22 protein-coding genes, 2 tRNA genes and 1 other RNA gene are annotated in these 26,738 nt (G+C 70.7%); 8 read left to right on the top strand and 17 right to left on the bottom strand.

All coding sequences use genetic code 11. The annotated features are described in order from the left end of the window. Positions 1-168: 168 nt before the first annotated feature. From QNO14_RS07035 to QNO14_RS07025, 3 genes are all read right to left on the bottom strand, one after another. Positions 169-1,758 carry an amidase gene (locus tag QNO14_RS07035; RefSeq protein ID WP_257506138.1) on the bottom strand — a complete coding sequence of 530 codons (1,590 nt, stop codon included), beginning with the start codon at positions 1,756-1,758 and terminating at the stop codon, positions 169-171. A 160-nt stretch (positions 1,759-1,918) separates the two neighbouring features. Continuing rightward, positions 1,919-4,180, bottom strand: coding sequence for an alpha-L-rhamnosidase (locus tag QNO14_RS07030; protein ID WP_257506137.1), 2,262 nt, complete (start codon positions 4,178-4,180; stop codon positions 1,919-1,921). After that, positions 4,173-4,364: a hypothetical protein gene (locus QNO14_RS07025; protein WP_257506136.1), complete on the bottom strand. Its 192-nt coding sequence runs from the start codon at positions 4,362-4,364 to the stop codon at positions 4,173-4,175. Before QNO14_RS07025 ends, QNO14_RS07030 begins: the two co-directional genes overlap by 8 nt. Before the next feature lie 75 nt (positions 4,365-4,439). On the opposite strand from QNO14_RS07025, the gene QNO14_RS07020 reads away from it, so the two are divergent. Continuing rightward, positions 4,440-4,513, top strand: a tRNA-Ile gene (locus tag QNO14_RS07020). A 93-nt stretch (positions 4,514-4,606) separates the two neighbouring features. Here the strand turns inward: QNO14_RS07020 and QNO14_RS07015 are convergent. The 3 genes from QNO14_RS07015 to QNO14_RS07005 form a co-directional block, all read right to left on the bottom strand. Then, complete coding sequence (locus tag QNO14_RS07015; RefSeq protein ID WP_257506135.1) at positions 4,607-4,729, bottom strand: hypothetical protein; 123 nt, start codon at positions 4,727-4,729, stop codon at positions 4,607-4,609. A gap of 92 nt (positions 4,730-4,821) precedes the next feature. Continuing rightward, positions 4,822-6,099, bottom strand: coding sequence for a hypothetical protein (locus QNO14_RS07010; protein WP_257506134.1), 1,278 nt, complete (start codon positions 6,097-6,099; stop codon positions 4,822-4,824). After that, positions 6,096-6,731, bottom strand: coding sequence for an ABC transporter ATP-binding protein (locus QNO14_RS07005; RefSeq protein ID WP_257506133.1), 636 nt, complete (start codon positions 6,729-6,731; stop codon positions 6,096-6,098). Before QNO14_RS07005 ends, QNO14_RS07010 begins: the two co-directional genes overlap by 4 nt. Positions 6,732-6,939: 208 nt before the next feature. Here QNO14_RS07005 and QNO14_RS07000 point away from each other — a divergent pair, with 208 nt between their 5' ends. Further along, positions 6,940-7,443, top strand: a complete 504-nt coding sequence (locus QNO14_RS07000; protein WP_257493484.1) for a DUF3145 domain-containing protein — start codon at positions 6,940-6,942, stop codon at positions 7,441-7,443. Positions 7,444-7,591: 148 nt separating this feature from the next. On the opposite strand, the gene QNO14_RS06995 is transcribed toward QNO14_RS07000, so the two are convergent. The 7 genes from QNO14_RS06995 to QNO14_RS06965 form a co-directional block, all read right to left on the bottom strand. Further along, a complete protein-coding gene (locus tag QNO14_RS06995; protein WP_257506132.1) occupies positions 7,592-8,830 on the bottom strand; it encodes a beta-ketoacyl-[acyl-carrier-protein] synthase family protein in 1,239 nt (412 codons plus the stop codon). A gap of 53 nt (positions 8,831-8,883) precedes the next feature. Beyond that, complete coding sequence (locus tag QNO14_RS06990; RefSeq protein ID WP_257493486.1) at positions 8,884-9,132, bottom strand: acyl carrier protein; 249 nt, start codon at positions 9,130-9,132, stop codon at positions 8,884-8,886. 79 nt (positions 9,133-9,211) lie between these two features. Next, a complete protein-coding gene (locus QNO14_RS06985) occupies positions 9,212-10,216 on the bottom strand; it encodes a beta-ketoacyl-ACP synthase III (RefSeq protein WP_374113960.1) in 1,005 nt (334 codons plus the stop codon). Further along, on the bottom strand, positions 10,216-11,127 hold the full coding sequence (locus tag QNO14_RS06980; protein ID WP_257506153.1) for an ACP S-malonyltransferase: 912 nt from the start codon (positions 11,125-11,127) through the stop codon (positions 10,216-10,218). The genes QNO14_RS06985 and QNO14_RS06980 overlap by 1 nt, the downstream gene beginning before the upstream one ends. 85 nt (positions 11,128-11,212) lie before the next feature. Beyond that, on the bottom strand, positions 11,213-12,433 hold the full coding sequence (locus tag QNO14_RS06975; protein WP_257493488.1) for a PucR family transcriptional regulator: 1,221 nt from the start codon (positions 12,431-12,433) through the stop codon (positions 11,213-11,215). Between the two features lie 8 nt (positions 12,434-12,441). Beyond that, a complete protein-coding gene (gene aceE / locus QNO14_RS06970) occupies positions 12,442-15,171 on the bottom strand; it encodes a pyruvate dehydrogenase (acetyl-transferring), homodimeric type (protein WP_257506130.1) in 2,730 nt (909 codons plus the stop codon). Positions 15,172-15,339: 168 nt separating this feature from the next. Then, positions 15,340-15,411 (bottom strand) — tRNA-Val (locus tag QNO14_RS06965). 53 nt (positions 15,412-15,464) lie between these two features. Between QNO14_RS06965 and QNO14_RS06960 the strand changes: the two genes are divergently transcribed. Continuing rightward, the gene (locus tag QNO14_RS06960) at positions 15,465-16,196 is read left to right on the top strand and encodes a zinc ribbon domain-containing protein (protein WP_257506129.1); all 732 of its coding nucleotides are present in this window, start codon (positions 15,465-15,467) and stop codon (positions 16,194-16,196) included. A gap of 12 nt (positions 16,197-16,208) precedes the next feature. Next, entirely contained in the window at positions 16,209-17,930 is a 1,722-nt protein-coding gene (locus QNO14_RS06955) for a bifunctional 3'-5' exonuclease/DNA polymerase (RefSeq protein ID WP_257506128.1), read from the top strand. 1 nt (position 17,931) lies between these two features. Here the strand turns inward: QNO14_RS06955 and QNO14_RS06950 are convergent, their stop codons facing one another. Beyond that, positions 17,932-19,659 carry a DUF4012 domain-containing protein gene (locus tag QNO14_RS06950; RefSeq protein WP_257506127.1) on the bottom strand — a complete coding sequence of 576 codons (1,728 nt, stop codon included), beginning with the start codon at positions 19,657-19,659 and terminating at the stop codon, positions 17,932-17,934. Between the two features lie 41 nt (positions 19,660-19,700). After that, positions 19,701-20,375 (bottom strand): cell wall protein, encoded by a 675-nt coding sequence (locus tag QNO14_RS06945; RefSeq protein ID WP_257506126.1) that lies wholly within the window; start codon positions 20,373-20,375, stop codon positions 19,701-19,703. A 141-nt stretch (positions 20,376-20,516) separates the two neighbouring features. On the opposite strand from QNO14_RS06945, the gene rnpB reads away from it, so the two are divergent. Further along, an RNA gene (rnpB, locus tag QNO14_RS06940) (RNase P RNA component class A) lies at positions 20,517-20,877 on the top strand. Positions 20,878-20,946: 69 nt separating this feature from the next. On the opposite strand, the gene QNO14_RS06935 is transcribed toward rnpB, so the two are convergent. Together QNO14_RS06935 and ppgK are read right to left on the bottom strand one after the other, a co-directional pair. Further along, positions 20,947-21,126 carry a hypothetical protein gene (locus QNO14_RS06935; RefSeq protein ID WP_257493494.1) on the bottom strand — a complete coding sequence of 60 codons (180 nt, stop codon included), beginning with the start codon at positions 21,124-21,126 and terminating at the stop codon, positions 20,947-20,949. A gap of 96 nt (positions 21,127-21,222) precedes the next feature. After that, complete coding sequence (gene ppgK, locus QNO14_RS06930; RefSeq protein ID WP_257506125.1) at positions 21,223-22,041, bottom strand: polyphosphate--glucose phosphotransferase; 819 nt, start codon at positions 22,039-22,041, stop codon at positions 21,223-21,225. Positions 22,042-22,111: 70 nt separating this feature from the next. Between ppgK and QNO14_RS06925 the strand changes: the two genes are divergently transcribed. Genes QNO14_RS06925 through QNO14_RS06915 form a run of 3 tightly spaced genes read left to right on the top strand, consistent with a single transcriptional unit; the run spans position 22,112 to position 26,725 of the window. Further along, positions 22,112-22,342: an SPOR domain-containing protein gene (locus tag QNO14_RS06925; protein WP_257493496.1), complete on the top strand. Its 231-nt coding sequence runs from the start codon at positions 22,112-22,114 to the stop codon at positions 22,340-22,342. A gap of 34 nt (positions 22,343-22,376) precedes the next feature. Further along, positions 22,377-23,714, top strand: a complete 1,338-nt coding sequence (gene glnA, locus QNO14_RS06920) for a type I glutamate--ammonia ligase (RefSeq protein WP_257493497.1) — start codon at positions 22,377-22,379, stop codon at positions 23,712-23,714. A gap of 11 nt (positions 23,715-23,725) precedes the next feature. After that, on the top strand, positions 23,726-26,725 hold the full coding sequence (locus QNO14_RS06915; protein WP_257506124.1) for a bifunctional [glutamine synthetase] adenylyltransferase/[glutamine synthetase]-adenylyl-L-tyrosine phosphorylase: 3,000 nt from the start codon (positions 23,726-23,728) through the stop codon (positions 26,723-26,725). Positions 26,726-26,738 lie beyond the last annotated feature (13 nt).

Genomic DNA, 26,738 nt, shown 5'->3' with positions numbered 1-26,738 from the left:
CCCGCGCCACCCACGGTAGGGCCCGGACGACAGAAGCGGTGGCCACGCCGGTGAAGACGGCGGGTCGTGACCCGACGATCGTGCGGTCACGTCCCGTCCGGCCTGCGGGGGTCGTCATCGACACGGACGGCCGGCCTCGATCCGAGGCCGGCCGTCGCCGAGTGGTGATCAGTCCTGAAGTGCCGGTGTGCTCTCCGGTGCCTTGCGGATGCTGGTCGCCTGCTCGAAGGCGTACGCGTAGCTCAACAGCATCTGCTCACTGAAGTCGGGACCGAGAAGCTCCACGCCGATCGGCACTCCCAGCGGTGCGTCCGCCGTCGCTGACGAGAAGCCGCCGGGGAACGTGATGGCCGGCATGCCGGTTCCGTTGGACAGCACGCCGTTGCGCTCTGCCTGCGGCTCGCCGATCTTCGACACCAGACGCTTCTGCAGCGGATACAGAATGACGTCGATGTCGTGCTCCGCCATCGCCTGCAGCACCGCCAGCTTCAGCGACTCACGGTTAGCGGTCTTCTCGAAGTACTCCGGCGAGGCCATCCCCTCGCCGACGGCGAGTTCCTCCTGCAGCGACTTCTGGACATCCGGAACGGCCGACTCCGTCGCAGCGATCTCTGCCAGCGTCGAGTAGGGCGCGCCACTGCCGACCTCGGCCAGGTACGCGGCCATCGCAGGCTCCGCTTCGTACACGGCGGTGGCCACGTTGGACGACAGCTCTGCCCAGTTCGGGATGCTGAACCGCACGACCTCGGCGCCGAGCTCTTCCATCTCCTCAACGGCCCGATCGACCACGTCGTTCACTTCGCCGTGAAGTGCTTCGTCCGTGCCGAGCAGGTCGGTCAGCAAGCCGATGCGCGCGCCCTCGAGGGCGTGCGCGTCCAGGCCGTCCACGTAACTGGCCGGCACGTGGTCGACGCCGAGGACCGTGATCGGGTCGTTGGGGTCGTACCCCGCCATCACCTCGAGCACGCGCGCGGCATCCTCCACTGTGCGGGTGATGGGGCCGATCTCGTCCTGCGTGTAGCTGTTGGGCGCGACTCCGTTGCGGCTGACGAGGCCACGCGTGGGCCGGACCCCGACCAGGCTGTTGGCCGAGGCAGGGGAGCGGATCGACTGGCCGGTGTCGCTGCCGGTGCCGACCGCGCCCAGGTTGGCAGCGATGGCCGCGCCTGTTCCCCCACTGGAACCCCCCGCGGTGCGCGTCAGGTCGTAGGGGTTGAGCACCTGTCCACCGAGGCTGCTGATGCTGTCGCCGCCCCGAGCGAACTCCTGCAGATTCGTCTTGGCGAGGAAGATCGCCCCTTCTTCGCGCATGCGCGCGACGGCGAAGGCGTCGCGCGCCGAGACCATGTCCGCCAGAGCCGTATTGCCGGAGGACGTCGGGAGATCGAAGGTGTTGTAGTTGTCTTTGAGCAGCACGGGCACGCAATGCAGCGAGCCCGCCGCCTCCGCATCGTCGGCATACGCCTCGTCGAGTTCAGCGGCTCTCTGCAGCGCCGCATCGTTGACCGTGATGATCGAGTGCAGGCGCGGCCCGTTGTGCTCGTACGCGTCGATGCGGTCGAGATAGCCCTGCACGAGGTCCACGCAGGTCAAATCGCCCTCAGCGAGGTGGGCGTGGATCTCCGCGATCGTCGTCTCCTCGATCTCGAAGGGTGCCGCCGCCGGCGCGGGAGCCGACTCGTCTGGGGCTGTGCACCCGGTCAGGGTCACCCCTACGACGGCGAGACCCGCGACGGACGCGAAAGTCGCTCGCCTCATCCCGGGCCGAGGCGAGAGTCGTCTGCGGTACATATGGTTACTCCTCGGTAGGTGATTGTGGGCAACGTCAGTGTTGCAACCGCGACCACCCCGAAAGTTACGTAGTGATTCGGGCAGGTAAACCGCGCGCGCGCCACCCCGAGGGGCGCGTTTCGCGGCTCTACAGCACGCTGTGCCGCTGTGCGTCCCACGGCCGGGACAGGTCGTGATGCCCCGGCGCCAGCTCCAGATCGTCGGTCCCAGGGAGGCGCAGGATGCCGACCGTCGGCAGATCCACCGTGAGCGACAGGGCTCCGTCCGCAACGCGCCAGGCGACTGCGATGGGACCCGCCGTGCTGTCGAGCGACGTCTCGGCATGGTCGATCCCGGGCCCCGGGCGCGGCGCGACGAGCACCCGGGCGTACCCGGGCTCGGCGGGCGCGATGCCGCCGACCGTGCGGTGCAGCCACTCGGCGACGGCGCCCAGGGCGTAGTGATTGAAGCTCGTCATCTCGCCCGGGTTGATGCTGCCGTCGGGCAGCATCGAGTCCCAGCGCTCCCACACCGTGGTGGCTCCCATCGTCACCGGGTAGAGCCACGACGGACACTCCGTCTGCAGCAGCAGCGCGTAGGCGTCGTCGAGGTGGCCCGTGATGGTGAGAGCCTCCGTGACATAGGGCGTGCCGGCGAAACCGGTGCCGATGCGGTGACCATTCGCACGGACGATGTCGGCCAGCTGATCGCCGATCTGCGTGCGCGCGGTGCCGTCGACGAGGCCAAAGGCGATCGCGAGGGCGCAGCCGGTCGCGGTCGACGGCTGCAGCACCCCGTCGACGACGAAGGCTTGCGTGAATCCTCTCCGCACGTCGGCGGCCCTCGTGCGGAAGTGCTCGGCCGCCTCAGCGTCGCCGAGCGCATCGGCCGCCGCCGCCACCAGCGTGAAGGTGCGGAACGCGCTGGCAGTGGCGACGAGGGCCTTCGGCGTGCGTGAGGCGCCCGGGTGCTCCGGGGGAGCGGCGGGATCGAGCCAGTCGCCGAACTGGAAACCGGCATCCCAGAGGCCCCCGGGGGAGAGCGTGCGGTCGATCGCGTCGGCGTGCATGCGCATGAGCGGCATGTGCGAGCGCAGCCGCCCGCGGTCACCGTCGTGCTGATACAGAGCCCAGGGCACCCACACGGCCGCGTCGCCCCACACCGCTGTGGGCAGCGTCGAGCCGAAGCGCGGACGGGTCACGTCGCCGGCTTCCCGTTTGAGCGAATCCGGCACGACGAACGGCACGATGCCGCCGGCGGCAGCCGTCTCGGCCTGCGCATCGAGCAGCCAGTCGGAGAGGAAGTCCTGCACGTCGAAGAGAAAGGCCGCAGTCGGGGCGAACACGGCGATGTCACCGGTCCAGCCCAGCCGCTCGTCGCGCTGCGGGCAATCGGTGGGCACGTCCAGGAAGTTGCCGCGCGTGCCCCACACGACGTTCTCATGCAGCTTGTTGAGCAGGTCGTGCGACGTGCGGAAGCTGCCGGTGCGACGGATCTCGGATCCGACGACGACCGCACGGATCGCTTCTCGCAGATCGGCATCCGAGCCCGTCCACCCCTCGACCTCCGCGTAGCGGAAGCCGTGGAAGGTGAAGGTGGGCTCGAACTCGTCGTCCGCACCGGAGAGGATGTAGCGGTCGGTGGCCTGCGCACTGCGCAACGGCCGGATGCCGAGTTCTTCCCCCTCCAGCACCTCGGCATGGCGGATCACGACCTCGTCGCCTGACTCGCCGCGCACTCGCAGGCGCGTCCAGCCGACGAGGTTCTGACCGAAGTCGACGAGCAGGCGCCCTGCGGGCGACCGCCACACCGCGACGGGCGTGATCGTCTCGTGCCGCACCACCGGCGGTCCCACGTAGGGCACGATGTCGGCGTCCGGAGACGGGATCTGCTCGACCGGCCCCCATTGCCGTGGTTCACCGACCCGGGCATCGATGACCTGACCGTCATACAGGTCCGCGGACTGGGTGCGATCAGGGCTCCACTGCCAGCCGGTGTCCGTCTGCACGCACTGGCGGTGCCCGTCGGCGAAGAGCATCTCGAGGCGGGCGGCCGCAGCCGTGCGGTCGCCGTAGGCGGCTTCGAGTCCAGACCAGCCGAGGCGCCCCGCGTACCACCCCGGAGCCAGCCGCAGCAGCAGCGTGTTTCCGATCGGGCGGAGGCCCCGGACGGATGCCTCGGCGTAGCGCAGCCGCCACTCGTACGCCGACCAGCCGGGAGTGAGCACGGCAGCCGAGACGGCGGTGCCGTTCACGTACGGCTCTACGACGCCGAGCGCGGTGAACACGAGCGTCGCCTGCGTCACCGGCCCGTGGTCCGCGTCGAGGTCGAACGACGTCCGCAGCTGCACGACGCGGCGGAGGGGGCCGCGCTCGGCGGGCGCGATGAAGGTGAAGGGAACGTCAGACAAGGGACTCTCCTCGTGCTCGAGCTGCGGCGGACTCCGGATCGAAGTCGTCGACGCGGCGCATCCTCGGAATCCAGAACATACCGATCGCCAGCGCCAGCGCCACCGCCACCGCAGATCCGATCGTGATCGCGATGAACAGCACCTGCGGTCCCGCCGCGGCGAGCGGCGGGGTGATGAGCGCCACCGCCCCGGCCCCACCGGGCGACGAGGGCGCCGGAGCAGCGGGAGAGTCCGCCGAGGCTAGTAAGGTCTACGTCAGGGGGCGGTGGCCAAGCTGGTCAAGGCAGCGGGCTCATAACCCGACGATCGTGGGTTCAAGTCCCACCCGCCCTACAGAAGGACTCGATCATCCGCGAGCAGACGCGGATGAGACGGCTGGCCGCTTCAGCATCCGGATCAGCCGTCTGACTCCGCGGCTCGCGCGAGTCACGCCCGCCGACGCCAGCGGTGAGAAGCGACCCCGAACAGGGTGATGGCCACGCCGACGAGCAACGCGGGTGCCTCGATCACGAGCACCGCCGCGACCCCGGCCACCGCTGCGGCCAGCACGGCATCCAGCGCCCAGATGAGCCGGATCGCGGCGCCGGCGTCACCGACGGGCGTCGCGACCGGTGCGAGGAGCCCGGGCGGGAGCGGGCCTTTCAGGGCGTTTCCGACCCGCGCGAGCAGGGTCGCAGCACCAGCGCGAGGGAACCCAGAACGGGCGGGATGAGCCCGATCGCGGCGGCCGTGGCGCAGATCCATGCAGCGACCGTGACCACCACGACGGCCATGACCAGCGGGAAGAGGAGATGGTTCAGCAGCAGGTGTTCGTCACTGATCCCGTACAGCGAATAGTCCGATGCAACGTACACGGCGTGGCGCAGTCCGTCCGTCACCGGCCCCAGACCTGCGAACAGGACCACGCCCGCTGTCGCGCCGAGAACGAGCCCGGGAGCGCCGGGGGCGAACGCGAGAGTGAGGAACACTGCGGCGCAGACGAGAGAAAGGATGCCGACGATCAACCGGCCTGGCGTGCGCGCCGCTCCGATCGCATCGCGCATGACGAACGTCGCCGGCTGCCAGCCCGCCGGCCGTACGGCGCGGACGCGTCGACCCAGGTGCGGCCGCGGCCGGTAGACGGCGGCGGCTGTGCTGAAGTCCATGCCGGCGGCGTGAATGGTCGCAGAATCCCAGCGCGCGGCCTGCGCGGCGAGCTGCGCATGGCTGAGTCGATTCATCATCATCGGCACCGCGGCGACGAGCGCCACGACCGTCGCGCACAGCGCGGCAAGAGCGGTCGGCGCGTGACCGCCGGGGTAGGCCAGCGCCACCCACCCCCACGGCGTGAACGTCCGCATCTCGGGCACCGCGACGCCTGCTGCCCCCAGCGCCATGATGCCCAGCGCTACCGGGATTGCGACACGAGGGAACACCTGCCCCGTGAGCCAGGCGACGGTCGAGATGACCCCGACCATGACCCCTGCAGCGGTGAATCCCAGCACGGCGAGGGGATCAGCCAGGTCGTGCGCCAGGAGGCTGCTGCCGACGACGCCGGCAATGACCGTGGTCGACGACGTCGCCACTGCGCCGGCGCGTAGCAGGGGGCCGCGAAAAGCGTCAGACCGCCGTAGGTCGCTCGTGGCGAGAGCGTACGTGAGAAAGGGCGCACGCAGGACCGGACCGCGCCGACCGCCCAGCAGCAGGGCGCCTGCCCACAGCGCCGCAACGCCGACCCCGGTCACGTCGGGCGCATCGCGGGAAGCCAGCAGCGCGACTCCGTCCGCGGTGGCCACGCTCAACCAGACCGCGCGTGCGAGAGGTGCCGCCACCACCAGGGTGACCATGACCACCAGGTACGCCAGGTACCCGCGGTCACCGACCATGCGAGCGTTGCGGGTACGCCAGACGCGCACCGCCGCCCGTGACCGCAGGCTCATGCGGCGGCATCCAACAGGACGGTGGCTCCAGCCAGCGCTTCCGCGATCACGGAGCTGTGTGTGGCGATCACGAGCGTCGCGCCCCGGTCCCGATGGCTGCGCAACACGCGGATCACCGACTCGACGTGCTCGGGGTCCAGCCGTTGCTCCGGCTCATCGAGGATGAGAACGTCGAACGGGCGGACGAGTACCAGCGCAAGACCGAACAGCTGCGTCTGCCCGGAAGACAGCTCATGCGGGAACCGCTCACCCAGTCGGGCGAGTCCCAGCTCCTCGAGCACGTCACGGGCCATCTCGGATGCCGCGTTCGCGTCAGGCTCCCACGTGCTCGCCACCAGCAGGACATGGTCGGAGACCGTGAGATCGGGAGCCATCGGCGGCAGCCCGATCATCGCGGCGACCCTCCGGCGGAAACCCGGGTCTCGCTCGGCCACGCTCTCGCCGTCGATCCGCACCGTTCCGCTCGACGGCCTGCACGCCCCGGCCAGCACCCGCAGCAACGTCGACTTGCCGGACCCGTTCCGACCACGCACGATCAGCGCCTCACCCCGCTGCACCGTCGCTGAGACGGCCGCGAGAAGTGTGAGGTCACCGGCCGTCACGCGCACGTCATCAACGTCGATCACGCCCATACTCTTGCAGACTCGGATCCTCATCCCGTGCACCGGTGTCGAGACTCTGCCTTGGCGGTCACGGCGGCGGCGCGCCCGGCGCGCGCGGGCTCGGATTAGTTACACACTTGTGATTCGGCGTGCGGTTCGGGAATAATGGCGACACAACCGAAAAAGCCGTGCTCCGCATCAGGTCGTAGGGGAAGACGTACCTGACGAAGGAGAGATCATGGCGACACCACAGGCGCGCGGAGTGATCTACATTCACTCAGCGCCGCGGGCGTTGTGCCCGCACCTCGAGTGGGCAGTGGGCCGCGCGCTCGGTCGCGCGGTCAGCTTCGAATGGGCCGACCAGCCGGTGCTGGCCGGCAGCCGCCGCGCGGAGTTCTACTGGGAAGGGCCGGCCGGAACCGGGGCTGCCCTCGCCACCGCGATCCGCGGCTGGGAGCACCTGCGCTTCGAGGTCAGCGAGGACCCGACGCCCCGCAGCGACGGCGGCCGCTGGCTGCACACGCCGGGGCTCGGCATCCACTATGCCCAGACCGACACGGCAGGCAACATCGTCATCGGCGAGGATCGCGTGCGCTACGCGATGGAAGTGGCCGCCGGTGACCCGATCGAGCTGCAGCACGAGCTGCAGGTCGCGCTCGGCTCCGCCTGGGACGAAGAGCTGGAACCCTTCCGCCACGCCGGCGATGACGTATCGGTGGTGTGGCTGCACAAGGTGGGATGAGACCCCCGCCGCGGATCCCAGGGCACGCGGCGCCAGTACCGGACCTCGGTGATCATTCCCGGGGGCTGGGAGAGCGTCCCCTCCCTGAGACGCGGAACGCCCCCGGATGCCGTCAGTGACAGCATCCGGGGGCGTGGCGTTTGTGACGTCAGACCGAGCGGAACGCGACGACCGCGTTGTGCCCGCCGAAGCCGAAGGAGTTGCTGATCGCGAGCTGGTCGCCGTCGCCGAGCGGCATCGGCTCTCCCGACAGCCGGAAGGGCACGGCGGGGTCCTGCTCAGTGAGGTTGATGGTGGGCGGCGCGACCCGGTCCCGCAGCGCCAGCACGGTGAAGATCGCCTCGAGCGCTCCGGTGCCGCCGAGCAGGTGGCCGGTCGATGCCTTCGTCGCCGACACCGGGATCTCGTCGACGCGATCGCCGAAGACCGCTCGCAGCGCCTGGTACTCGTTCGGGTCGCCCACGGGAGTGGACGTCGCGTGCGCGTTGATGTGCGTCACGTCGTCGGGGGAGGCGCCCGCCTGGGCGAGCGCGGTGGACACGGCGCGCGCGGCGCCCTTGCCCTCGGGGTCGTTGGCGGTGATGTGGTACGAGTCGGCGGTCACGCCGCCGCCCGCGACGACGGCGTAGATCTTCGCGCCGCGCGCTTTGGCGTGCTCCTCGGTCTCGAGGATGAGCACCCCCGCGCCCTCGCCCATGACGAAGCCGTCACGGTCGACGCTCGCGGGCCGCGAAGCCGTAGCGGGATCGTCGTTGCGGCGCGACAGCGCCTGCATCGAAGCGAACGAGGCGACCGTGATCGGGTGGATCGCCGACTCGGTGCCGCCCGCGATGACGACGTCCGCATACCCGGCCCGGATGTGCTCCACAGCGTTCACGAGGGATTCCGTGCTCGACGCGCATGCGCTGGCCACGGTGCGCGCGTAGGCGCGGGCGCCGAAGTGCAGCGACAGGTTGCCTGCAGCGGCGTTCGGCATGAGCATCGGGACGGTCATCGGCATGACCCGCCGCGGCCCCTTCTCGCGCAGCGTGTCCCAGGCGTCGAGCAGGGTCCACACACCGCCGATGCCGGTCGCGAAGTCCACGCCCAGGCGCTCGGGCTCGACCTCCGGGGCCCCGGCGTCCTCCCAGGCCTCCATGGCGGCCACCATCGCAAACTGCGACGCCGGATCGAGCCGCTTCGACACCGGCCGCGCCAGCACGGTGTCGGGGCGCACCGCGGCCTGTGCCGCGAAGGTCACGGGCAGCTGGTACTCCTCCACCCAGTCGTATTCCAGGGTGCGCGCGCCGGAGGCACCGGCCAGCAATGCGGACCAGCTCTCGGGCGCGGTGCCGCCGATCGGCGACGACGCGCCGATCCCGGTGACGACGATGCGGGGGCTGCTCATGTGTGGTTCCTCCACGCCAGCGGGTGGGGGCCGCAGCCCCCACCGGTGCCGGCTCAGGCCTGGTTGGACGTGATGTAGGTGACGGCGTCGCCGACGGTCTTGAGGTTCTTGACCTCTTCGTCGGGAATCGTGACGCCGAACTTCTCCTCGGCGTTGACGACGATCGTCATCATCGAGATGGAGTCGATGTCGAGGTCGTCGGTGAAGGACTTCTCGAGCGCGACCTCGTCGGCAGAGATGCCGGTCTCGTCGGTGATGAGCTCGGCGAGTCCTGCGAGGACCTCGTCGTTCGTGTAAGCCATGGGTGCTCCTGTTCTTAGGTGTGACGGGGATCGTCGGCCCGGCGGGCCGCTGTTCAGTTTAGGGTCGCGGTCGGCGCGCTCACGGGAGCACGACCACCTGCGCGCCGAAGACGAGACCGGCGCCGAAGCCGATCTGCAGCGCGAGACCGCCCGACAGCTCGGGGTGCTCTTCGAGCAGCCGATGCGTGGCGAGCGGAATGGATGCCGCGGAGGTGTTGCCCGTCGTCTCGATGTCGCGCGCGATGACGACGGACTCGGGCAGCTTCAGCTGCTTGGCGAACTCGTCGATGATGCGCATGTTGGCCTGGTGGGGCACGAAGGCGGCGAGATCCGACGCCGTCACACCGGCGGCCTCGAGCGCCTGACGCGCGACCTTGACCATCTCCCAGACCGCCCACCGGAAGACGGTGGGACCTTCCTGACGCAGCGTGGGCCACGGGGCGGCTCCGTCGCGGAACTCCACGAGGGTGTGGTTCATCCCGACGGCGTCGGCCTTGGACCCGTCGGATCCCCAGACGGTCGGGCCGATCCCGGGGAAGTCGCTCGGTCCGACGACGACCGCGCCGGCCCCGTCTCCGAGCAGGAACGAGATCGAGCGGTCGGTGGGGTCGACGATGTCGCTGAGCTTCTCGGCGCCGACGACAACGGCGTAGTGCGCCGCGCCGGCGCGGATCAGCGCGTCGGCCTGGGCCACGGCGTAGGCGAAGCCTGCGCAGGCGGCGTTCACGTCGTACGCGGCTGCGGGGTTCGCTCCGATCCGATCCGCGACGATGGCCGACACCGACGGCGTCTGCTTCGGGTTGGACACCGTCGCCACGATCACCGCATCGATCTGCGACGGGTCGACGCCCGAGCGGGCGACGGCTTCGGCGGCGGCGTCGGATGCGAGGTCGACCGCGGTGGTCCCGGGCACGGCACGGGTGCGGGTGACGATGCCGGTGCGCTGGCGGATCCACTCGTCGCTCGAGTCGATGGGCCCCACGAGGTCGTCGTTGGGCACCGACACCTCGCCCCGCGCCGCGCCGTAGGCGTAGATGCGGGTGTGGGCGGGGCCGGTGGCCTGGTTCAGGGTCGCGCTCATCATCATGCTCCCAAGAGGGCCGCCGCAGGGCCCAGATCGTCGGGGGTCTTCACTGCCACGGTCGGAACGCCCCGCAGCGCCCGTTTCGCCAGACCCGTCAGCGTGCCGGCCGGGGCCAGCTCGATGATGCCCGTCACCCCATGGTGGGCGAACGACGCCATGCAGAGGTCCCAGCGCACCGGCGAGGCGACCTGGGCCACCAGCAGGTCGAGCGCTTCACGGCCACCGGTCACCGTGGTGCCGTCGTGGTTGGTCCAGAGGGTGAGCGCGGGGTCCGCGGGCTTCAGGTCAGCGGCGGCGGTGCGCAGCGTCTCAACGGCCGGCACCATGTAGCGGGTGTGGAAGGCCCCCGCGACCTGCAGCGGGATCACGCGGGTTCCCTTCGGGGGTTCCGCGGCCAGTTCGGCCAGTGCCGCCGGCGCGCCGGCGGCCACGATCTGTCCGCCGCCGTTGTGGTTCGCGGCGGTGAGATCGAGCTCCGACAGCCGCGCGAGGACGGCATCCTGGTCTCCACCGAGCACCGCGCTCATACCGGTCTGCTCGAGCGCCGCGGCATCCGCCATCGCACGCCCGCGAATGCCGACGAGGCGCATACCGTCGTCGAAGGAAAGCACACCGGATGCCACGAGGGCGGCGACTTCACCCACGGAGTGGCCGGCGACGCCCGCGGGAGGGGACGGCGCCGCGGCGAGCAGCGCCTCCCACGACAGCAGGCCGGCGGCGACGATGAGGGGCTGGGCGACGCTGGTGTCGCGGATGCGGTCGGCATCCCACTCGGTTCCGGCGGCGACGAGATCGACGCCCGCCGCGTCGGACGCGGCGGCGAGGCGCTCGCGTGCGCCGTCGATCTCAAGCCAGGGGGAGAGGAACCCGGGGGTCTGCGAGCCCTGACCGGGGAAGACGGCGATGATCACTTGATCCATCCTGCCAACAAGAATGACCGGCGATCTGGCGAACACGTCAAAAGAATCGCCGAATGCCTTGTATTGGCCCTACAGCTCACGCGTGCGGTCGACGGTGAGGGGCTGGGCGACGACGCGCGGCATCCGTCCCGATCGAACCGAGGATGAGCGCGGTCTGCAGGATGAGCGCCTCGCGCGGCCCGGTCGCGTCCCAGCCGATGACGTCCGACACGCGCTTCAGCCGGTACCGGACGGTGTTCGGGTGCACGAACAGCTCACGGGCCGTGGCCTCGAGTGAGCGCCCGTTGTCGAGGTAGCTCCACAGCGTCGCGACCAGATCCGGGCTGTGCGCCTGCAGCGGCCGGTAGATGCGCTCCACGAGCGTCTGCTTGGCGACGGAATCGCCCGCCAACGCACGCTCGGGCAACAGGTCGTCGGCCTCGACGGGGCGCGGCGCGTTGCGCCAGGCGCGGGCGACGGCGAAGCCGGCCAACGCGGCACGAGCGCTCTGGCTCGCCTCGACCAGCGCCGGAACGGCGGGGCCGAGCACCAAGTAGCCCGGGCCGAAGCACGGCTCCAGGCGCTGGGCGATCTCGGGGAACGGAAGCTCGTTCTCGGGTGCTTCCTCGCGCCCGGCGGGGTGCGAGCGTCCGATGACGAGCACGAGGCGCGACCCCTGCACCCCGATCAGCACGTCGACGTCGAGCTTGCGCGCGGTGCGCCGCACCTGGTCGACGTCGAACTGCGGCGGCGTCGTGCCCACGAGCACCGCGACCTCGCCGTGACCGTGCCAGCCGAGGGCGGCGATGCGGCTGGGGAGTTCCTCGTCGGTCTCACCGGTGAGGATGGAATCGACGACCAGCGCCTCGAGCCGCGCGTCCCAGAGGCCGCGGGCCTCTGCCGCACGGGCGTAGACGTCGGCGGCGGCGAACGCGACCTCACGCGAGTAGAGCAGGATCGCCTCCCGCAGGTCCTCGTCGCGTCCCGCCACCCGCTCCTCGGTGACCGCGACGGTCACTCGGATGAGCTGCAGGGTCTGCGTCAGGCTCACGCTCCGCAACAGCTCACGGGGAGCCGCGGCGAAGATGTCGGCGGCGATCCAGGGAGTGGACGTGGGGTCTTCGTACCACTGGATGAACGACGTGATGCCGGCCTGGGCGACGAGCCCCACCGCCGACCGTCGCGCCGGCGGCATCTCGGCGTACCAGGGGAGCGTGTCCTCCAGTCGCTTGATGGTCGCCGAGGCCAGGTCGCCCGAGACCCGCCTGAGCCAGGCGAGCGTCTCCGCTTTCTCGGACGCGGTCGGTGGTGAGGCCATGCGGTTTATCAGCTCTCGCCGCCCGCGTTGCCGCTGGTGCCGGCGGTGACGTCGTACAGACGGTACTTGTCGATCGCCTGAGCCGAGAGGCCGCGGTCCACGACGCCTTCCTGCGCCAGCGCCTGGAGCGTCCGCACCACGATCGACGGGCCGTCGATCTTGAAGAAGCGGCGCGCCGCGGGGCGGGTGTCCGAGAAGCCGAAGCCGTCGGCGCCGAGCGTCGCGAAACGCTGCGGCACCCAGGGCCGGATCTGGTCCTGCACGGCGTGCATGAAGTCGCTGACCGCCACGACCGGACCCTGCGCGTCGCGCAGCTTCTCGGTGATGTAGGCGGTGCGCGGCTCTTCCGTGGGGTGCAGGAAGTTGTGCTCGTCGGCCGCCAGGCCGTCACGACGCAGCTCGGACCACGAGGTGACCGACCACACGTCGGCGATCACGCCCCAGTCGTCCTTGAGCAGCTTCTGCGCCTCGAGCGCCCACGGCACACCGACGCCCGAGGCGAGCAGCTGGGTGCGGGGGCCCTCGCCCTCACCCACCGAGATGCGGTGGATGCCGCGGATGATGCCCTCGACATCGACACCCTCGGGCTCGGCCGGCTGCACATACGGCTCGTTGTACACCGTGAGGTAGTACATGACGTTGGGATCCGGGTGGTTCCCGCCGTACATGCGCTCGAGTCCCGTGCGCACGATGTGCGCGATCTCGTACCCGAATGCCGGGTCGTAGGAGATCGTGGCCGGGTTCGTGGATGCCAGCAGCGGCGAGTGACCATCGGCGTGCTGCAGGCCTTCGCCGGTGAGCGTGGTGCGGCCGGCGGTCGCGCCGATGATGAACCCACGGGCCATCTGGTCGCCCGCAGCCCACTGGGCGTCGCCGGTGCGCTGGAAGCCGAACATCGAGTAGAAGACGTAGACCGGGATGAGCGGCTCGCCGTGCGTCGAGTACGACGTGCCGACGTTCGTGAACGCCGCCACGGCACCGGCCTCGTTGATGCCGACGTGCAGGATCTGGCCCTGCGGGCTCTCCTTGTACGCCAGCAGCAGCTCGCGGTCCACCGAGGTGTAGTTCTGCCCGTGCGGGTTGTAGATCTTCGCCGTCGGGAAGTACGCGTCGATGCCGAACGTGCGGGCCTCGTCGGGGATGATCGGCACGATGCGGTGGCCGAAGTCCTTGGCCCGCAGCAGATCCTTGAGCAGTCGCACGAACGCCATGGTCGTGGCGATCTCCTGCGTACCGGAGCCCTTCTTCGGAAGCGCGTAGGCCTTGTCGTCGGGGAGGGTGATCGGCACGTGGGTGGTGCGGCGCTCGGGCAGGAATCCGCCGAGGTTGCGACGACGCTCCACCATGTAGCGGATCGTGTCGTCCTCCATGCCGGGGTGGTAGTACGGCGGGAGGTACGGGTTCTCCTCGAGCTGCGCGTCCGAAATCGGGATGCGCATCGAGTCGCGGAAGTGCTTGAGGTCCTCGAGGGTCATCTTCTTCATCTGGTGGGTCGCGTTGCGGCCCTCGAAGTGGTGACCCAGACCGTAGCCCTTGATGGTCTTCGCCAGGATGACCGTCGGCTGGCCCTTGTGCGCCAGTGCGGTCTTGTACGCGGCGTAGACCTTCTGGTAGTCGAGTCCGCCGCGGCGGAGCTTGCCCCAGATGTCGTCATCGGACCAGTCCTGGACCATCTTGGCGGTGCGCTCGTCGCGACCGAAGAAGTGGTCGCGGATGAACTTGCCGTCCTCGGCGCGGTAGGTCTGGAAGTCGCCGTCGGGGGTGGTGTTCATCAGGCGCACGAGTGCGCCCTCGTCGTCCTGCTGCAGCAGCTCGTCCCAGCCACGACCCCAGACGACCTTGATGACGTTCCAGCCGGCACCGCGGAAGAAGCTCTCGAGCTCCTGGATGATCTTGCCGTTGCCGCGCACCGGACCATCGAGGCGCTGCAGGTTGCAGTTGATGACGAACGTCAGGTTGTCCAGGCCCTCGTTGGCTGCGACCTGCAGCTGTCCGCGGCTCTCGACCTCGTCCATCTCGCCGTCGCCGAGGAACGCCCACACGTGCGAGCCGGAGGCGTCCTTGATTCCGCGGTTGGTCAGGTACTTGTTCGTCATCGCCTGATAGATCGCGTTGATCGGCCCGAGGCCCATCGACACGGTCGGGAACTGCCAGTAGTCCGGCATGAGGCGAGGGTGAGGGTACGACGGGATGCCGTGGGGCGCCTTGGACGCCTCCTGGCGGAACCCGTCCAGCTGCTCTGCGCTCAGGCGGCCTTCGAGGAAGGACCGCGCGTAGATGCCGGGGGAGGCGTGACCCTGGATGAAGACCTGGTCGCCGCCGGTCGGGTCGTCGAGACCGCGGAAGAAGTGGTTGAACCCGACTTCGTACAGCGACGCCGACGAGGCGTAGGTCGAGATGTGGCCACCGACGCCGATGCCGGGGCGCTGCGCGCGGTGCACCGTGATGGCGGCGTTCCAGCGGATCCAGCGGCGGTACCGGCGCTCGAGTTCCTCGTCACCGGGGAACTCGGGCTCGTTCTCGGGCGCGATGGTGTTGATGTAGTCCGTGGTCGGCACCTGCGGCACGTTCAGCTGCAGCTCGTGCGACTTCTGCAGCAGGCTGAGCATGATCTCGCGGCCGCGGCCGGAGCCCTTGGCGTCGACGAGCTGCGAGAGCGACTCCTGCCACTCGGAGGTCTCCTCCGGGTCGCTGTCGAGGGCCTCCTGCGAGTACGGATCCTGATCGTTGACAGTCACGGAAGACCTTTCTCGTATGGCAGATCGTGCCAGGTATTCGCGGCGCGGATCGCGCGGACGTTGTCCGCACGACACAAAGCGCCAGCGTTCAGCCTACCCACTCGGTGCGCCCTGGGCGCGTGCATCAGTGGTGCAGTCCGCGACGGTGTGACTGCCACAGCCGCTTCGTGGCCGGTACCAGGATCGAACTGGTGACCTTCTCCGTGTAAAGGAGCTGCGCTACCGCTGCGCCAACCGGCCATCAGCCATCCTAGGCCTCGGTGGGGGCGCCGCTCGGGCGGTAGGTTGAAGGGGTGAACGCCAGCCCCGCCGACCAGCGCCGACTCCTCGACCTCGCCGAACTCGATGCCCGCATCGCGCAGGCGGAGCGTCTGCGCCGCAACCCGCCGCAGGCGGCCCGGGTGAAGGAGCTGCTCGCGCAGCGCCAGGCGCACTCGCAGGAGCTGTCGCGACTGCTGGGCGCCCGCGACGACGCCCGCACCGAACTGGCGCGCATCGAGTCCGACGTCGCCGTCGTGCAGGCGCGCAGCGACCGGGATGCCGGACGGCTGGCATCCAGCGCCAACGCCAAGGAGGCGCAGGGACTTGAAAGCGAGATCGCGTCGCTCGCCAGGCGCAAGATCGCCCTCGAAGACGCGGAGCTCGAGGTGATGGAGCGCCTCGAGCAGTGCGAGGCGGCTGTCGCCCAGCAGGAAGCGTTGATGGCGGAGATCAACGCGGAGGGCGGACGCCTCTCTGACGAGGCGAAGGCAGTCGTCGCGGACGCGACGGCGCGTCACGACCAGGCGACACGGGACCGCGCGGCCATCGTCGCGGCGCTGCCGGCAGATCTGGTCGCCCTGTACGAGCGCACCGCGACGCGCTCGACCGGTGCCGCCCTGCTGCGCCGCGGCACCTGCGAGGGATGCCGCATGGTGCTCTCTGGCACCGACCTGCAGACCCTCCGCGAGACCCCGGAGAACGCCGTCGTCACCTGCCCGGAGTGCGGCTGCATTCTCGTGCGCACGGAGGAGTCCGGCCTGTGACCGGCGCTGTCGGTGCCCGGCGCTGAGTCGTCGCCGACGTGGATCGCCGTCGGCCGTGATGCCCACGGCATCACCGCCGCACTGCTGAACGACGAAGGCGGCGAGACCGCCCGCATCGCCGTCATCGACCTGGCGTCGTGGGTGGCCGACGCCGAGGCGGCGCACGCACCGCGCTGGGTGTGGAGCGACACCCCGACGTGGTACGACGGCCTGCTCGCCGCAGGTGTGCGGGTTGCGCGCTGCCACGATCTGCGCCTGTCTCACGCGATCCTGCGCGACAGCCTCTATGTGACGGATCCGGCCCCGCTGCGGGCAGCGGGGGAGTGGGATGCCGCGGCCCCCGACGCGGGCGACCCCGCACCGACGCTGTTCGAGCTCGAGACGGCATCCGCGCCCAGCCTGCCGCAGACCCTCGACGCCACCCTCGCCGAGTTCGCCCGCCAACGGGAGGCGCTCGCGGGCGCGGCCGAACCGGGCCGCCTGCGCCTGCTGCTGGCGGCGGAGTCCGCCGGCGCGCTGGTCGCCGCGGAGCTGCGCGCGGCGGGGCTGCCATGGGACGAGGCGGCCCACGACGGCATCCTCACCGACCTGCTGGGGCCACGCCCGGCGGCGGGCGGCCAGCCGCGTGAGCTCGAACGCGCCGCAGCCCGGGTGCGGGAGGCGCTCGGAGACCCGACGGCGGCCCTGGACTCGCAGCCGAAGCTGCTGCGGGCGCTGCACCGGGTCGGGGTGCTCGCCTCATCGACGAGCAAGTGGGAGCTGGCCCAGTACGACCACCCGGCCATCGCGCCGCTGCTGGAGTACAAGCGCCTGGCACGACTGCTGAGCGCCAACGGGTGGGCGTGGCTGGACGAGTGGGTGCACGACGGCCGGTTCCGCCCCGTCTACGTTCCCGGCGGAGTCGTCACCGGCCGGTGGGCCTCGTCGGGCGGCGGCGCGCTGCAGCTGCCACGCCAGCTGCGTGACGCCGTTCGGGCCGATCCCGGCTGGGTGCTCGTGGTCGCCGACGTCGCCCAGCTCGAGCCGCGCGTGCTGGCGGCCATGGCCGGCGACACCGCGCTGGCGGACGCTGCCCGCGGGCGGGATCTGTACGCCGGCATCGTCGACCGTGGCGCCGTGGCCACGCGGTCCGAGGCCAAGTTCGCCATGCTCGGCGCCATGTACGGGGCGACCACCGGCGACAGCGGCCGGCTCGTCCCGGCGCTGCGCCGCACGTTCCCGCGCGCAATGGCCCTCGTCGACGACGCCGCCCGCACCGGGGAGGAGGGCGGCATCGTCGCCACCCGGCTGGGTCGCACCTCGCCGCCGCCGTCCGCGGTGTGGCGCGCGGCGCAGGGGCAGGCCGGCGACCCCGAAGCCACCGGCGTGGACGAGACCCGCGCCCGCCGCTGGGCACGGGACCGCGGCCGTTTCACCCGCAACTTCGTCGTGCAGGGCACCGCGGCCGAGTGGGCGCTGGCGTGGCTGGCCGACCTGCGCGGCAGACTCGCGGCTCTGCCGGCGGTGCCGCCGCACGATGCGGCGCCGCGGTCGGGCCCTGCCTTCGGCCGCCGGGCGCACCTGGCCTTCTTCCTGCACGACGAGGTGATCGTGCACGCTCCCGCCGCGCAGGCGGATGCCGCCGCTCACGCGGTCACCGAGGCGGCGGCATCCGCCGGGCGTCTGCTGTTCGGCACCTTCCCGATCGACTTCCCGCTCGACGTGCGCATCGCACAGTCCGCGCAGAAGGCCTGAGTCACCCGCAGGTCGCCGGTGCGATCGCGATCGTCGGCGCGTGGACCGTCGGCGTGTGGAGCACGCGGGGCTGCACCTCGCTCTGGACGGGCCCGACGAAACGGAAGACGAGCGTGCCGGTCTGTCCCGGATCCAGTCGCAGCTCTGCGGCCGATGTCGCGAAGCCGGCCTCATCCGCTTCGACCGAGGGTTGCGGCGCGCCGTCGCGCTGGACCCCCGCGGCTGACCAGCCGTCGGGCGCCGAGACGGAGACGATCGTTCCGATCTGACCCGGGGGCAGCCCCCAGAGCCCGCCGCCCGTGACGCTCGGGGGGAAGCGCTGTCCGGCATCCACGGGCGCTTCGCTGTCGAGCACGAGGGCGACCGTCACCTCCGCACGGCCGTCGGCTCGGCATGACGCCTGCACCTCGATCGCCGTCTGCAGGAAGACGTCCATCTTGCCGCCGGTGGTGTCGTTGAAGTACACCGCGAACGCGTCGGGCCCGGCAGCGCTGTGGCGTGCCGCGGCGCCCCCGAGGACCGTGCCGCTGAGCGCGGCCTGGGCCCCGGCGTCGGGGCTCCACAGCGAGAGTCGCCCCGCCGAAACGGGCTCCGCCAGCGCGCGCGCCCAGACGAGTGGGTCGATGCTGCGTGCGGTCAAGGCGGCGAAGAGCGCATCGGTGACGCCCTGCAGGAAAACCGTCTGCTCGTCGGCCTTCAGGTGGACGTACGGCTGAACCAGCAGCCGATCGACGAGGTTCTCCGCGGTCAGTTCGCTGCCGTCGGCGAGGGGGATCGGTCCGGTCGCCTCGAGCAGGGCGCGCACGACGAGCGGGTCCAGCGACAGCACGGCATCCGGTGCCGTGCCGGTGCGTCCGCTCCACCACGCCGACGCGAGCGCCCCGGTGACGGCGAAGTCGGCGGTCATCGACGCGTTCTGCACGAAGCGCGCGACGTCGTCGCCGTAGAGGGAAGTCGTCCCTTCCGGCACCGCCATGATCGGTTCGCTCTGCCGACGGAACTGGCTCGAGTCCGCCTGCTCGTGCAGCGTGAGGGCACCGCGGTCGGCGGTCAGCAGCGCGAAGGACCCCGTGATCCCGCCGCCCGTGCGCAGCTCGGCGTTGTTCTGAAGCATGACCAGCAGCGTCCGCGGCCCGTCGGCGCCGAGGACCCCAGGGAGAACGCCCGTGACGGCCGCCGCCGTCTGAAGGCTGGGCTCCGCCTGGTCGAGGACGTCCCGCAGCGACCGTACGCCCGACGCGATCGGCGGGATCAGGCCCGCCGATTCCACGGCGTCGATCTCAGCGCGGGCAGCCGTGGCGGCATCTGCAGCGATCGCCAGCGCGTCGTGCGCATCCGCGAGGGCGACGACGTCGACCACAGCGCCGTTGCCCGGCGGGCGCACGAGCTCTGCGGCGACAGCGCGCAGCTCGGCGATTGCGGTGGTGAGGGCGTGCCCGTGCTCCGTGATCACCCCGACGGCGCTGACGTCGTCACCGAGCCAGGGCATCGTCTCGGCGACGCCCCAGACCGGGTCGCTCACAGCCTGCGCGGCTCGGTCGACAGTGGCCGACACCTCGTCGATCAGCCCCTGCGTCGCGTCGAGGTCGCCTGCGGCGACCGCGCGGGGAAGCTGGCGCGCCGTCTCCGCAGCGTCCGACAGAGCAAGTCCGGCGCCGGCGACGCGCACGGCAGCCCAGCCCAGTCCGACGACGAGAAGGCAGAGCATCACGACGCTCGCCCACACCACCCCGCGCACCGGAACGGTCCGGCGCGCGGGAGGTGTCCGTGTCACGATCGCGCGGACCGGTGGCGACGAAGCAGCAGAAGACCCGCGCCACCCGCGACGAGGGCACCGGCCCCGAGCCCCAGGGGCAGGAGCACGGCGGTCGTGCCCCCGGTCGCCGCCAGACCGGCCGAGCCGCCGGACGCACCCGTGCTCGCGGTCGTGGCCGTCAGGCACTCGGGAGTCGCCTGCGGGTAGGAGATCGGAACGGAGATCGACGGATTCACATGGAGCACCGCGGTGACATTGCCGCGCGTCCACGCGAAGTTGGCGTCGGTGCGCACCCAGTCGCCGTCGACCAGCTCGTAGCCGGGCCATCCGACGCCGGCGCCGTCGGGGCCGACGACCGCACCGGGCCAGAGCACCCGCCCCGACAGACGACCATCGACGAGATCGCCCAGCGGGATCGGGTCCGTCGACTGCACGCCGTTGGTCAGCGTCATCGTGACGGCGGTCTCAGAGACCTGAGAGTCAGGGTCGGCCAGCACGACGGAGTAATCGATGTACGGTGCGTCCCGCAGACATTCGCCGACGGCGGACGACCCCGTCAAAGACGGCTCGACCACCAGATCCGGGGTGTACGGGTCGGGCGGCGGCGTGGCAGCCGATGCTGCGGCCGGAGCCCCGATGATCACGAGCGCGGCAAGCGCGATCGCCGAAACGGTTGAACGAAACATCATGCCTCCCCAAAGGCCGATGGCGGGCACCCATTGCCCGTTCCCCAATGCGCGAGAGGCTACTCCAGGCGAGGCAGGGAGACAACGGCTCCGGGCGGCATGTCGGTTGCGTCAGAGCGGGCACCGGTAGACTTCGGGGGCGAATGGGTCGGCCGGACGGTCGCGTAGCGGGAAACCGCGCCGAGGAACGTCCGGGCTCCACAGGGCAGGATGGTGGGTAACACCCACCCGGAGTGATCCGCGAGACAGTGCCACAGAGAGCAGACCGCCGGGACTTCGGTCCCGGTAAGGGTGAAAGGGTGGTGTAAGAGACCACCGGGGTCGTGGTGACACGACCCGCAAGGTAAACCTCGTCCGGAGCAAGGCCAGACAGGGGATGACGACGCGGCCCGCCGAGTCCCCGGGTAGGCCGCTGGAGCGGCACGGCAACGTGTCGCCGAGAGAGATGACCGTCAACGGGGCTTCGGCCCCCGAACAGAACCCGGCGTACAGGCCGGCCCATTCGCCCTCTCCCGCCCGGCGGGCGCAGACCTCTCCGCCGCAAGCTGTCCGGGGGCACGGTGAGTCCGTCAGATCAGCTCATCCCGCTGCGCACCCAGTGCTGCACACGCCAGATGACGTTGTAGAGATTCCACGGCGCCACGTCCCAGGTGTCCCAGCGCTGGCCGACGCGCGCGGTCCAGCTCGGAATCCGGCCACAGCAGACATGGTGGCCGAACAGGCGGAAAAGAGTGTCGCAGAGCATGCCACGCATAGAGGTTCCCCTCGTCGGTCGCCGCCCCCGGACGGGGCTAGCGTTGGCAGCTCATGGCTCGAGGATAGCGGGGCGGGGCCGGCCATTCGCCTCGGTTCAGCCGGTCGTGGCCTCCGCGAGGGAATCGGCGGCGCCACCGACGGCATCCGTCCCGGCCGTCGCCAGCGCGAGCGCCGCGGCGCCGATGATGCCGGCGTTGTTGCGGTGCACAGCCGGAACGATCGGGGTCTTGAGGTCCAGGAGCGGCAGGAACTGGTCGGCGTGCTTCGAGACGCCGCCGCCGACGATGAAGAGGTCGGGGCTGAAGAGGAACTCGACGTGGCTGTAGTACCACTGCAGCCGCGCGGCCCACTGCGGCCAGTCGAGGTTCTCGCGCTCCATCGCCGAGTACGCGGCGTAGGCCTCCGCGTCCGTGGTCTCCCCGGCCCGCTGCAGGTGGCCGAGTTCGGAGTTCGGGATCAGCACGCCGTCGTGGATCATCGCCGACCCGATGCCGGTGCCGAGGGTCGTGAGGATCGTGAGCCCGGCCGCATCACGCGCCGCGCCGAAGCGCAGCTCCGCGACGCCGGCCACATCGGCGTCGTTGGCGAAATGGATCTCACGGCCGAGGCCATCCTCGAAGAACTTCTCCGCTTCGAAGCCGATCCACGTGTCGGCGACGTTCGCCGCGGACAGCGTGCGGCCGTGCTTCACGATGGCCGGGAACGCGACGCCCAGCGGCACCTCCGCGTCGCTGACGCCCAGGGTGTCCAGCACCTGGCGCACCGCGGCCAGCACGTCATCCGGCTCGGCACCGGCAGGGGTGCGCACCTTGACGCGGTCGCTCAGAAGGACTCCGGTCTTCAGGTCGACCAGGGCGCCCTTGATGCCGGTGCCGCCGATGTCCACCCCGACTGCCGTGATCGCATTGCTCATGACTCCAGCCTATCCAGGCCGTCGGAGGCCCTCGGTAAGATCGGGCTGCACACCGACGAAGGGGCGGATCATGACCAGCGGCGCCGAGAAGTACTGGTACAACCTGACCACCGGCAAGGTCGAGCGGGGATACGAGTCCCCGGCCGTCGATCGCGCAGGCCCCTTCGACACCGAAGAAGAGGCTGCGCGCGCCCCGAAGCTGCTCGCCGACCGGTCACGGGCGTGGGCCGAAGAGGAGGCCCGCGAGGACTCGTGGGGGTCAGGCTCGGCGCGGGGCGGCGCGGGCTCCGACGACCAGTAGGCTGGCCGGGGCGACACCCGCCGGAGGGGAAGCGATGGACAAGCAGCGTGACTTCGTACTGCGCACGATCGAGGAGCGCGGCGTCAAGTTCGTCCGCCTGTGGTTCACCGATGTCATCGGAACCCTGAAGTCGGTCGCGATCGCCCCCGCCGAGGTCGAGGGCGCGTTCGCCGAGGGGCTCGGGTTCGACGGCTCGGCGATCGAAGGCCTCACCCGCTCCTACGAGTCCGACCTGCTCGCGCACCCGGACCCGTCGACCTTCCAGATCCTGCCGTGGCGGGGCGAGATCGACCCGACCGCGCGCATGTTCTGCGACATCACGACGCCCGATGGCCAGCCCGCTGTCGCCGACCCGCGCAACGTGCTCAAGCGCGCGCTCGCGAAGGCCGCCGACGCCGGGTTCACGTTTTACACGCACCCCGAGATCGAGTTCTACCTGCTGAAGTCGTCGTCGTACGGCGCGGAGGGCCCCGAGCCGGTCGACTCGGCGGGCTACTTCGACAACGTCCCCGGCGGCACCGCGCACGACTTCCGCCGGCGCTCGGTGCGCATGCTCGAAGACCTCGGCATCTCGGTCGAGTACAGCCACCACGAGGGCGGCCCCGGCCAGAACGAGATCGATCTGCGCTACGCCGACGCACTCGCCACGGCGGACAACATCATGACGTTCCGCACCGTGATCAAAGAGGTCGCGATCGAGCAGGGCGTCTACGCGACGTTCATGCCCAAGCCGCTCAGCGGCAAGCCGGGCAGCGGCATGCACACGCACATGTCGCTCTTCGAAGGCGACACGAACGCGTTCTACGAAGCCGGCGCCCAGTACCAGTTGTCCAAGACCGGCCGCCATTTCATCGCCGGGCTCCTGCACCACGCGCCCGAGATCGCGGCGGTGACCAACCAGTTCGTCAACTCGTACAAGCGCCTGTGGGGCGGCGACGAGGCGCCCAGCTTCATCTGCTGGGGTCACAACAACCGCTCCGCGCTCGTGCGCGTTCCGATGTACAAGCCCAACAAGGGCCAGTCTTCGCGCGTGGAGTACCGCGGCATCGACTCTGCCGCCAACCCCTACCTCGCCTACGCGCTGCTGCTCGCGGCGGGCCTCAAGGGCATCGAGGAAGGTTACGAGCTTCCCCCCGAGGCAGAAGACAACGTCTGGTCGCTGAGCGACGCGGAGCGCCGCGCGCTCGGCTACCCGCCGCTGCCGGCCAGCCTCGACCGGGCGCTCGAGCGCATGGAGGATTCCGAGCTGGTCGCCGAGACGCTGGGCGAGACGGTCTTCAACTACGTGCTGCTCAACAAGCGCCGCGAATGGCAGGAGTACCGCTCCCAGGTCACGCCGTTCGAGCTGAAGAGCAACCTGGAGATGCTCTAAAACCCCCGCGCATGTCCACGAGCGAACGGTCCTCGGCTCTCACCGCTCTGGCGCGACAGGGGTTCACCCGTCTCGCCGAAGCGGATCAGCTCTTCGGTGAGCTGGAGGAGAGCCTCGGGCTGAGCCGGGCGCTGATCGGGGCGGACGCAGACATCGCCGCGGATCCGAACGGCGCCCTCGAGGCCCTGGCCCGCATCGCCCGACGTGACCCCGAGCCCGTGCGCGCGTTGTTCGCCCCGCGCGGTGCCGCGCGCTCCGCATGGACGCTGCTGGGAGCCTCGATAGGTTTCGGCCAGTTCTACCTGCGGCATCCCGGCGAACTCGCGCACCTGCCGGTGGCCCCCGAGCCGCTTCCCACCGCGGCCGAGCTGCGACAGAGCCTGCTGCAGTCGGTGGATGCCGTCGACGGCTTCGCCGCGTCGGGCGACGATGCCGCCTGGGTCGCCCTTCGGGTGCGTTACCGACGCATGCTCGCGCGCATCGCGGTGCACGACCTGTGCAGCCCCGCGCCCGAAGAGGTGCTCGCCCCGGTCGCCGCTGCGCTGGCGGATGCCGCGGGTGCGGCGCTGGAGGCATCGCTGTGCGTCGCGCGGACGCGGGTGACGGGGCCGACAGGGCCCGGACTGTTCTCGCGTGAGCACGTGGCGGGCACGCAGCTGGCGATCATCGGGATGGGCAAGGCCGGTGCCCGCGAGCTCAACTACGTCAGCGACGTCGACGTGATCTTCGTGGGAGGTGCCGATGACGCCGTCGTCTCGGAGCTCGGCGAGAGCCGGGTGATCGACATCGCCACACGGCTGGCGGTGCTGACGATGCGCGGCGTCTCCAGCGTCGAAACGGAACCGCCGCTGTGGGAGGTGGACGCGAACCTGCGCCCCGAGGGCACGCAGGGCGCGCTCGTGCGCACCCTCGACTCGCACCTGGCGTACTACGACCGGTGGGCGAAGAGCTGGGAGTTCCAGGCGCTGCTCAAGGCGCGGCCGCTCGCCGGCGACGCCGACCTCGGCGAACGCTACGTCGCCGCAGTGCAGCCGAAGATCTGGACGAGCGCCGCGCGCGAGAACTTCGTCGACAGCGTGCAGCGCATGCGGGAACGGGTGACCGAGCACATTCCGTCCGACGACGTCCCGTACCAGCTGAAGCTGGGCCCTGGCGGCATCCGAGACATCGAGTTCACCGTGCAGCTGCTGCAGCTGGTTCACGGACTCGCCGACGAGGCGGTTCGGCAGCGGGGTACCCTCGACGCCCTCGACGCCCTCGTATCCGAGGGGTACATCGGCCGCACCGACGCCGGCGTGTTCGGCCGCGACTACCGCATCCTGCGGGTGCTGGAGCACCGGCTCCAGCTGCGGGGGCTCAGTCGAACCCATCTCATGCCGCGCACGCCGGAGGGCCTGCGCGAGCTCGCCCGCTCCTCGCGCCTGGCCGACACCGGCGACGCGGTGTGGACCCTCTGGGAGTCGGTCAAGCGCGAGGTGCGCGAGATCCATGTGCGGCTGTTCTACAAGCCGCTGCTGTCGGCCGTGGCCGCCCTCCCCGCCGAAGAGCAGAGGCTCTCGCCGGCACAGGCGCACGACCGTCTCGCGGCGATCGGATTCCGCGACCCGGCGGGAGCGCTCCGTCACATCGCGGCTCTCACCAGCGGCATCAGCCGCAAAGCCGCCATCCAGCGGCACCTCATGCCCATCATGCTGCGCTGGTTCGCCGACGGCGTCGATCCCGACTACGGCCTCCTCGCCTTCCGTCGCATCAGCGAGCGGCTGGGGGACACCCCGTGGTTCCTGCGCATGCTGCGCGACTCGTCGGGTGCGGCCGAACGCCTCACCCATGTGCTGTCGGGCTCCCGCTACGTCGGCGAGCTGATGGAGTGGATCCCGGAGTCGGTGGCCTGGCTCGATTCGGGGGAGCAGCTGCGCCCGCGCGCGGGCGTCGTGCTCGAAGAAGAGGCGCGGGCCATACAGGCTCGGCACCGCACCATCGACGACGCCATGCGCGCCGTGCGGGCGCTCCGCCGCCGGGAGCTGCTGCGCCTGGCGATGGCATCCATGCTCGAGGACCTGACCATCGAGCAGATCGCCCATGCGCTCACGACCGTCACCGAGGTCACGATCCAGGCGACGCTGCGAGCGGTGCGGCGCGAGGTCGTGCCGCCGGATGCCGACGACCTCGACTTCTCGGTCATCGCGATGGGCAGATTCGGCGGCGCGGAACTGGGCTTCGGGTCCGATGCCGACGTGCTCTACGTCTATCGGGCGAACGGCGTCGACCCGCAGCGGGCGCACGAGCTGGCGCTGAAGCTGGTGGCGGGGCTGCGCACCCACTCCGAGGACAACCGCGTGCCGCTGGACCTCGACGCCGACCTTCGCCCGGAGGGCCGCAACGGCCCCCTCGTGCGCTCGCTCGAGGCGTATGAGGAGTACTACCGCCGCTGGTCGGTGTCGTGGGAGGCGCAGGCGCTGCTGCGGGCGCGTGGCGTCGCGGGGAGCGTCAAGCTCATCGCCGCCTTCACCGAGATGGCCGACGCGGTGCGCTATCCGGCATCCGTCGATCCGCAGGCGGTTCGGGAGATCAAGCGCATCAAGGCCCGCGTCGAGAACGAGCGCCTGCCGCAGGGCGCCGACCGCTCCCGGCACCTCAAGCTCGGCCCGGGGTCACTCAGCGACGTGGAGTGGCTGGTGCAGCTGCTGCAGCTGGAGCACGGGCACGAGGTCGCGGGGCTTCGCACCACCTCGACGATGACGGCGCTGAACGCGGCCGTGCGGGCCGACCTCGTGCCGCAGGCCGCGGCCGAGCGTCTCGCGCATGCGTGGCGATTGGCCAGCCGGCTGCGGTCGGCCAACACCCTGCTATCGGGTCAGACGAGCGACATCCTTCCCACCGACCGCCGAAAGCTGGACGGCATCGGCCGCCTGCTGGAATACCCGCCCCGCTCGGCCACGCAGGTCGAGGAGGACTACGTCGGCGCCGCCCGCCGGGCCCGGCGCGTGTTCGAGACACTCTTCTACGGCTGAGCGAGAAGGGGAG

Origin of the sequence: Microbacterium sp. zg-Y625, from assembly GCF_030246925.1 — a bacterium.
In the GTDB taxonomy this organism is placed as follows: Bacteria; Actinomycetota; Actinomycetes; order Actinomycetales; family Microbacteriaceae; genus Microbacterium; species Microbacterium jiangjiandongii.
Note: the sequence above shows the minus strand (reverse complement) of the source record. Positions and strands in the feature narration are given on the sequence as shown.

Bases quoted from the DNA above. Each gene is read 5' to 3' on its own strand.
- QNO14_RS07035 (WP_257506138.1), bottom strand. From the start codon at position 1,758: ATGAGGCGAGCGACTTTCGCGTCCGTCGCGGGTCTCGCCGTCGTAGGG.
- QNO14_RS07010 (WP_257506134.1), bottom strand. From the start codon at position 6,099: ATGAGCCTGCGGTCACGGGCGGCGGTGCGCGTCTGGCGTACCCGCAAC.
- QNO14_RS07005 (WP_257506133.1), bottom strand. From the start codon at position 6,731: ATGGGCGTGATCGACGTTGATGACGTGCGCGTGACGGCCGGTGACCTC.
- QNO14_RS07000 (WP_257493484.1), top strand. From the start codon at position 6,940: ATGGCGACACCACAGGCGCGCGGAGTGATCTACATTCACTCAGCGCCG.
- QNO14_RS06995 (WP_257506132.1), bottom strand. From the start codon at position 8,830: ATGAGCAGCCCCCGCATCGTCGTCACCGGGATCGGCGCGTCGTCGCCG.
- QNO14_RS06990 (WP_257493486.1), bottom strand. From the start codon at position 9,132: ATGGCTTACACGAACGACGAGGTCCTCGCAGGACTCGCCGAGCTCATC.
- QNO14_RS06985 (WP_374113960.1), bottom strand. From the start codon at position 10,216: ATGATGAGCGCGACCCTGAACCAGGCCACCGGCCCCGCCCACACCCGC.
- QNO14_RS06975 (WP_257493488.1), bottom strand. From the start codon at position 12,433: ATGGCCTCACCACCGACCGCGTCCGAGAAAGCGGAGACGCTCGCCTGG.
- QNO14_RS06945 (WP_257506126.1), bottom strand. From the start codon at position 20,375: ATGATGTTTCGTTCAACCGTTTCGGCGATCGCGCTTGCCGCGCTCGTG.
- QNO14_RS06935 (WP_257493494.1), bottom strand. From the start codon at position 21,126: ATGCGTGGCATGCTCTGCGACACTCTTTTCCGCCTGTTCGGCCACCAT.
- ppgK (WP_257506125.1), bottom strand. From the start codon at position 22,041: ATGAGCAATGCGATCACGGCAGTCGGGGTGGACATCGGCGGCACCGGC.
- QNO14_RS06925 (WP_257493496.1), top strand. From the start codon at position 22,112: ATGACCAGCGGCGCCGAGAAGTACTGGTACAACCTGACCACCGGCAAG.
- glnA (WP_257493497.1), top strand. From the start codon at position 22,377: ATGGACAAGCAGCGTGACTTCGTACTGCGCACGATCGAGGAGCGCGGC.
- QNO14_RS06915 (WP_257506124.1), top strand. From the start codon at position 23,726: ATGTCCACGAGCGAACGGTCCTCGGCTCTCACCGCTCTGGCGCGACAG.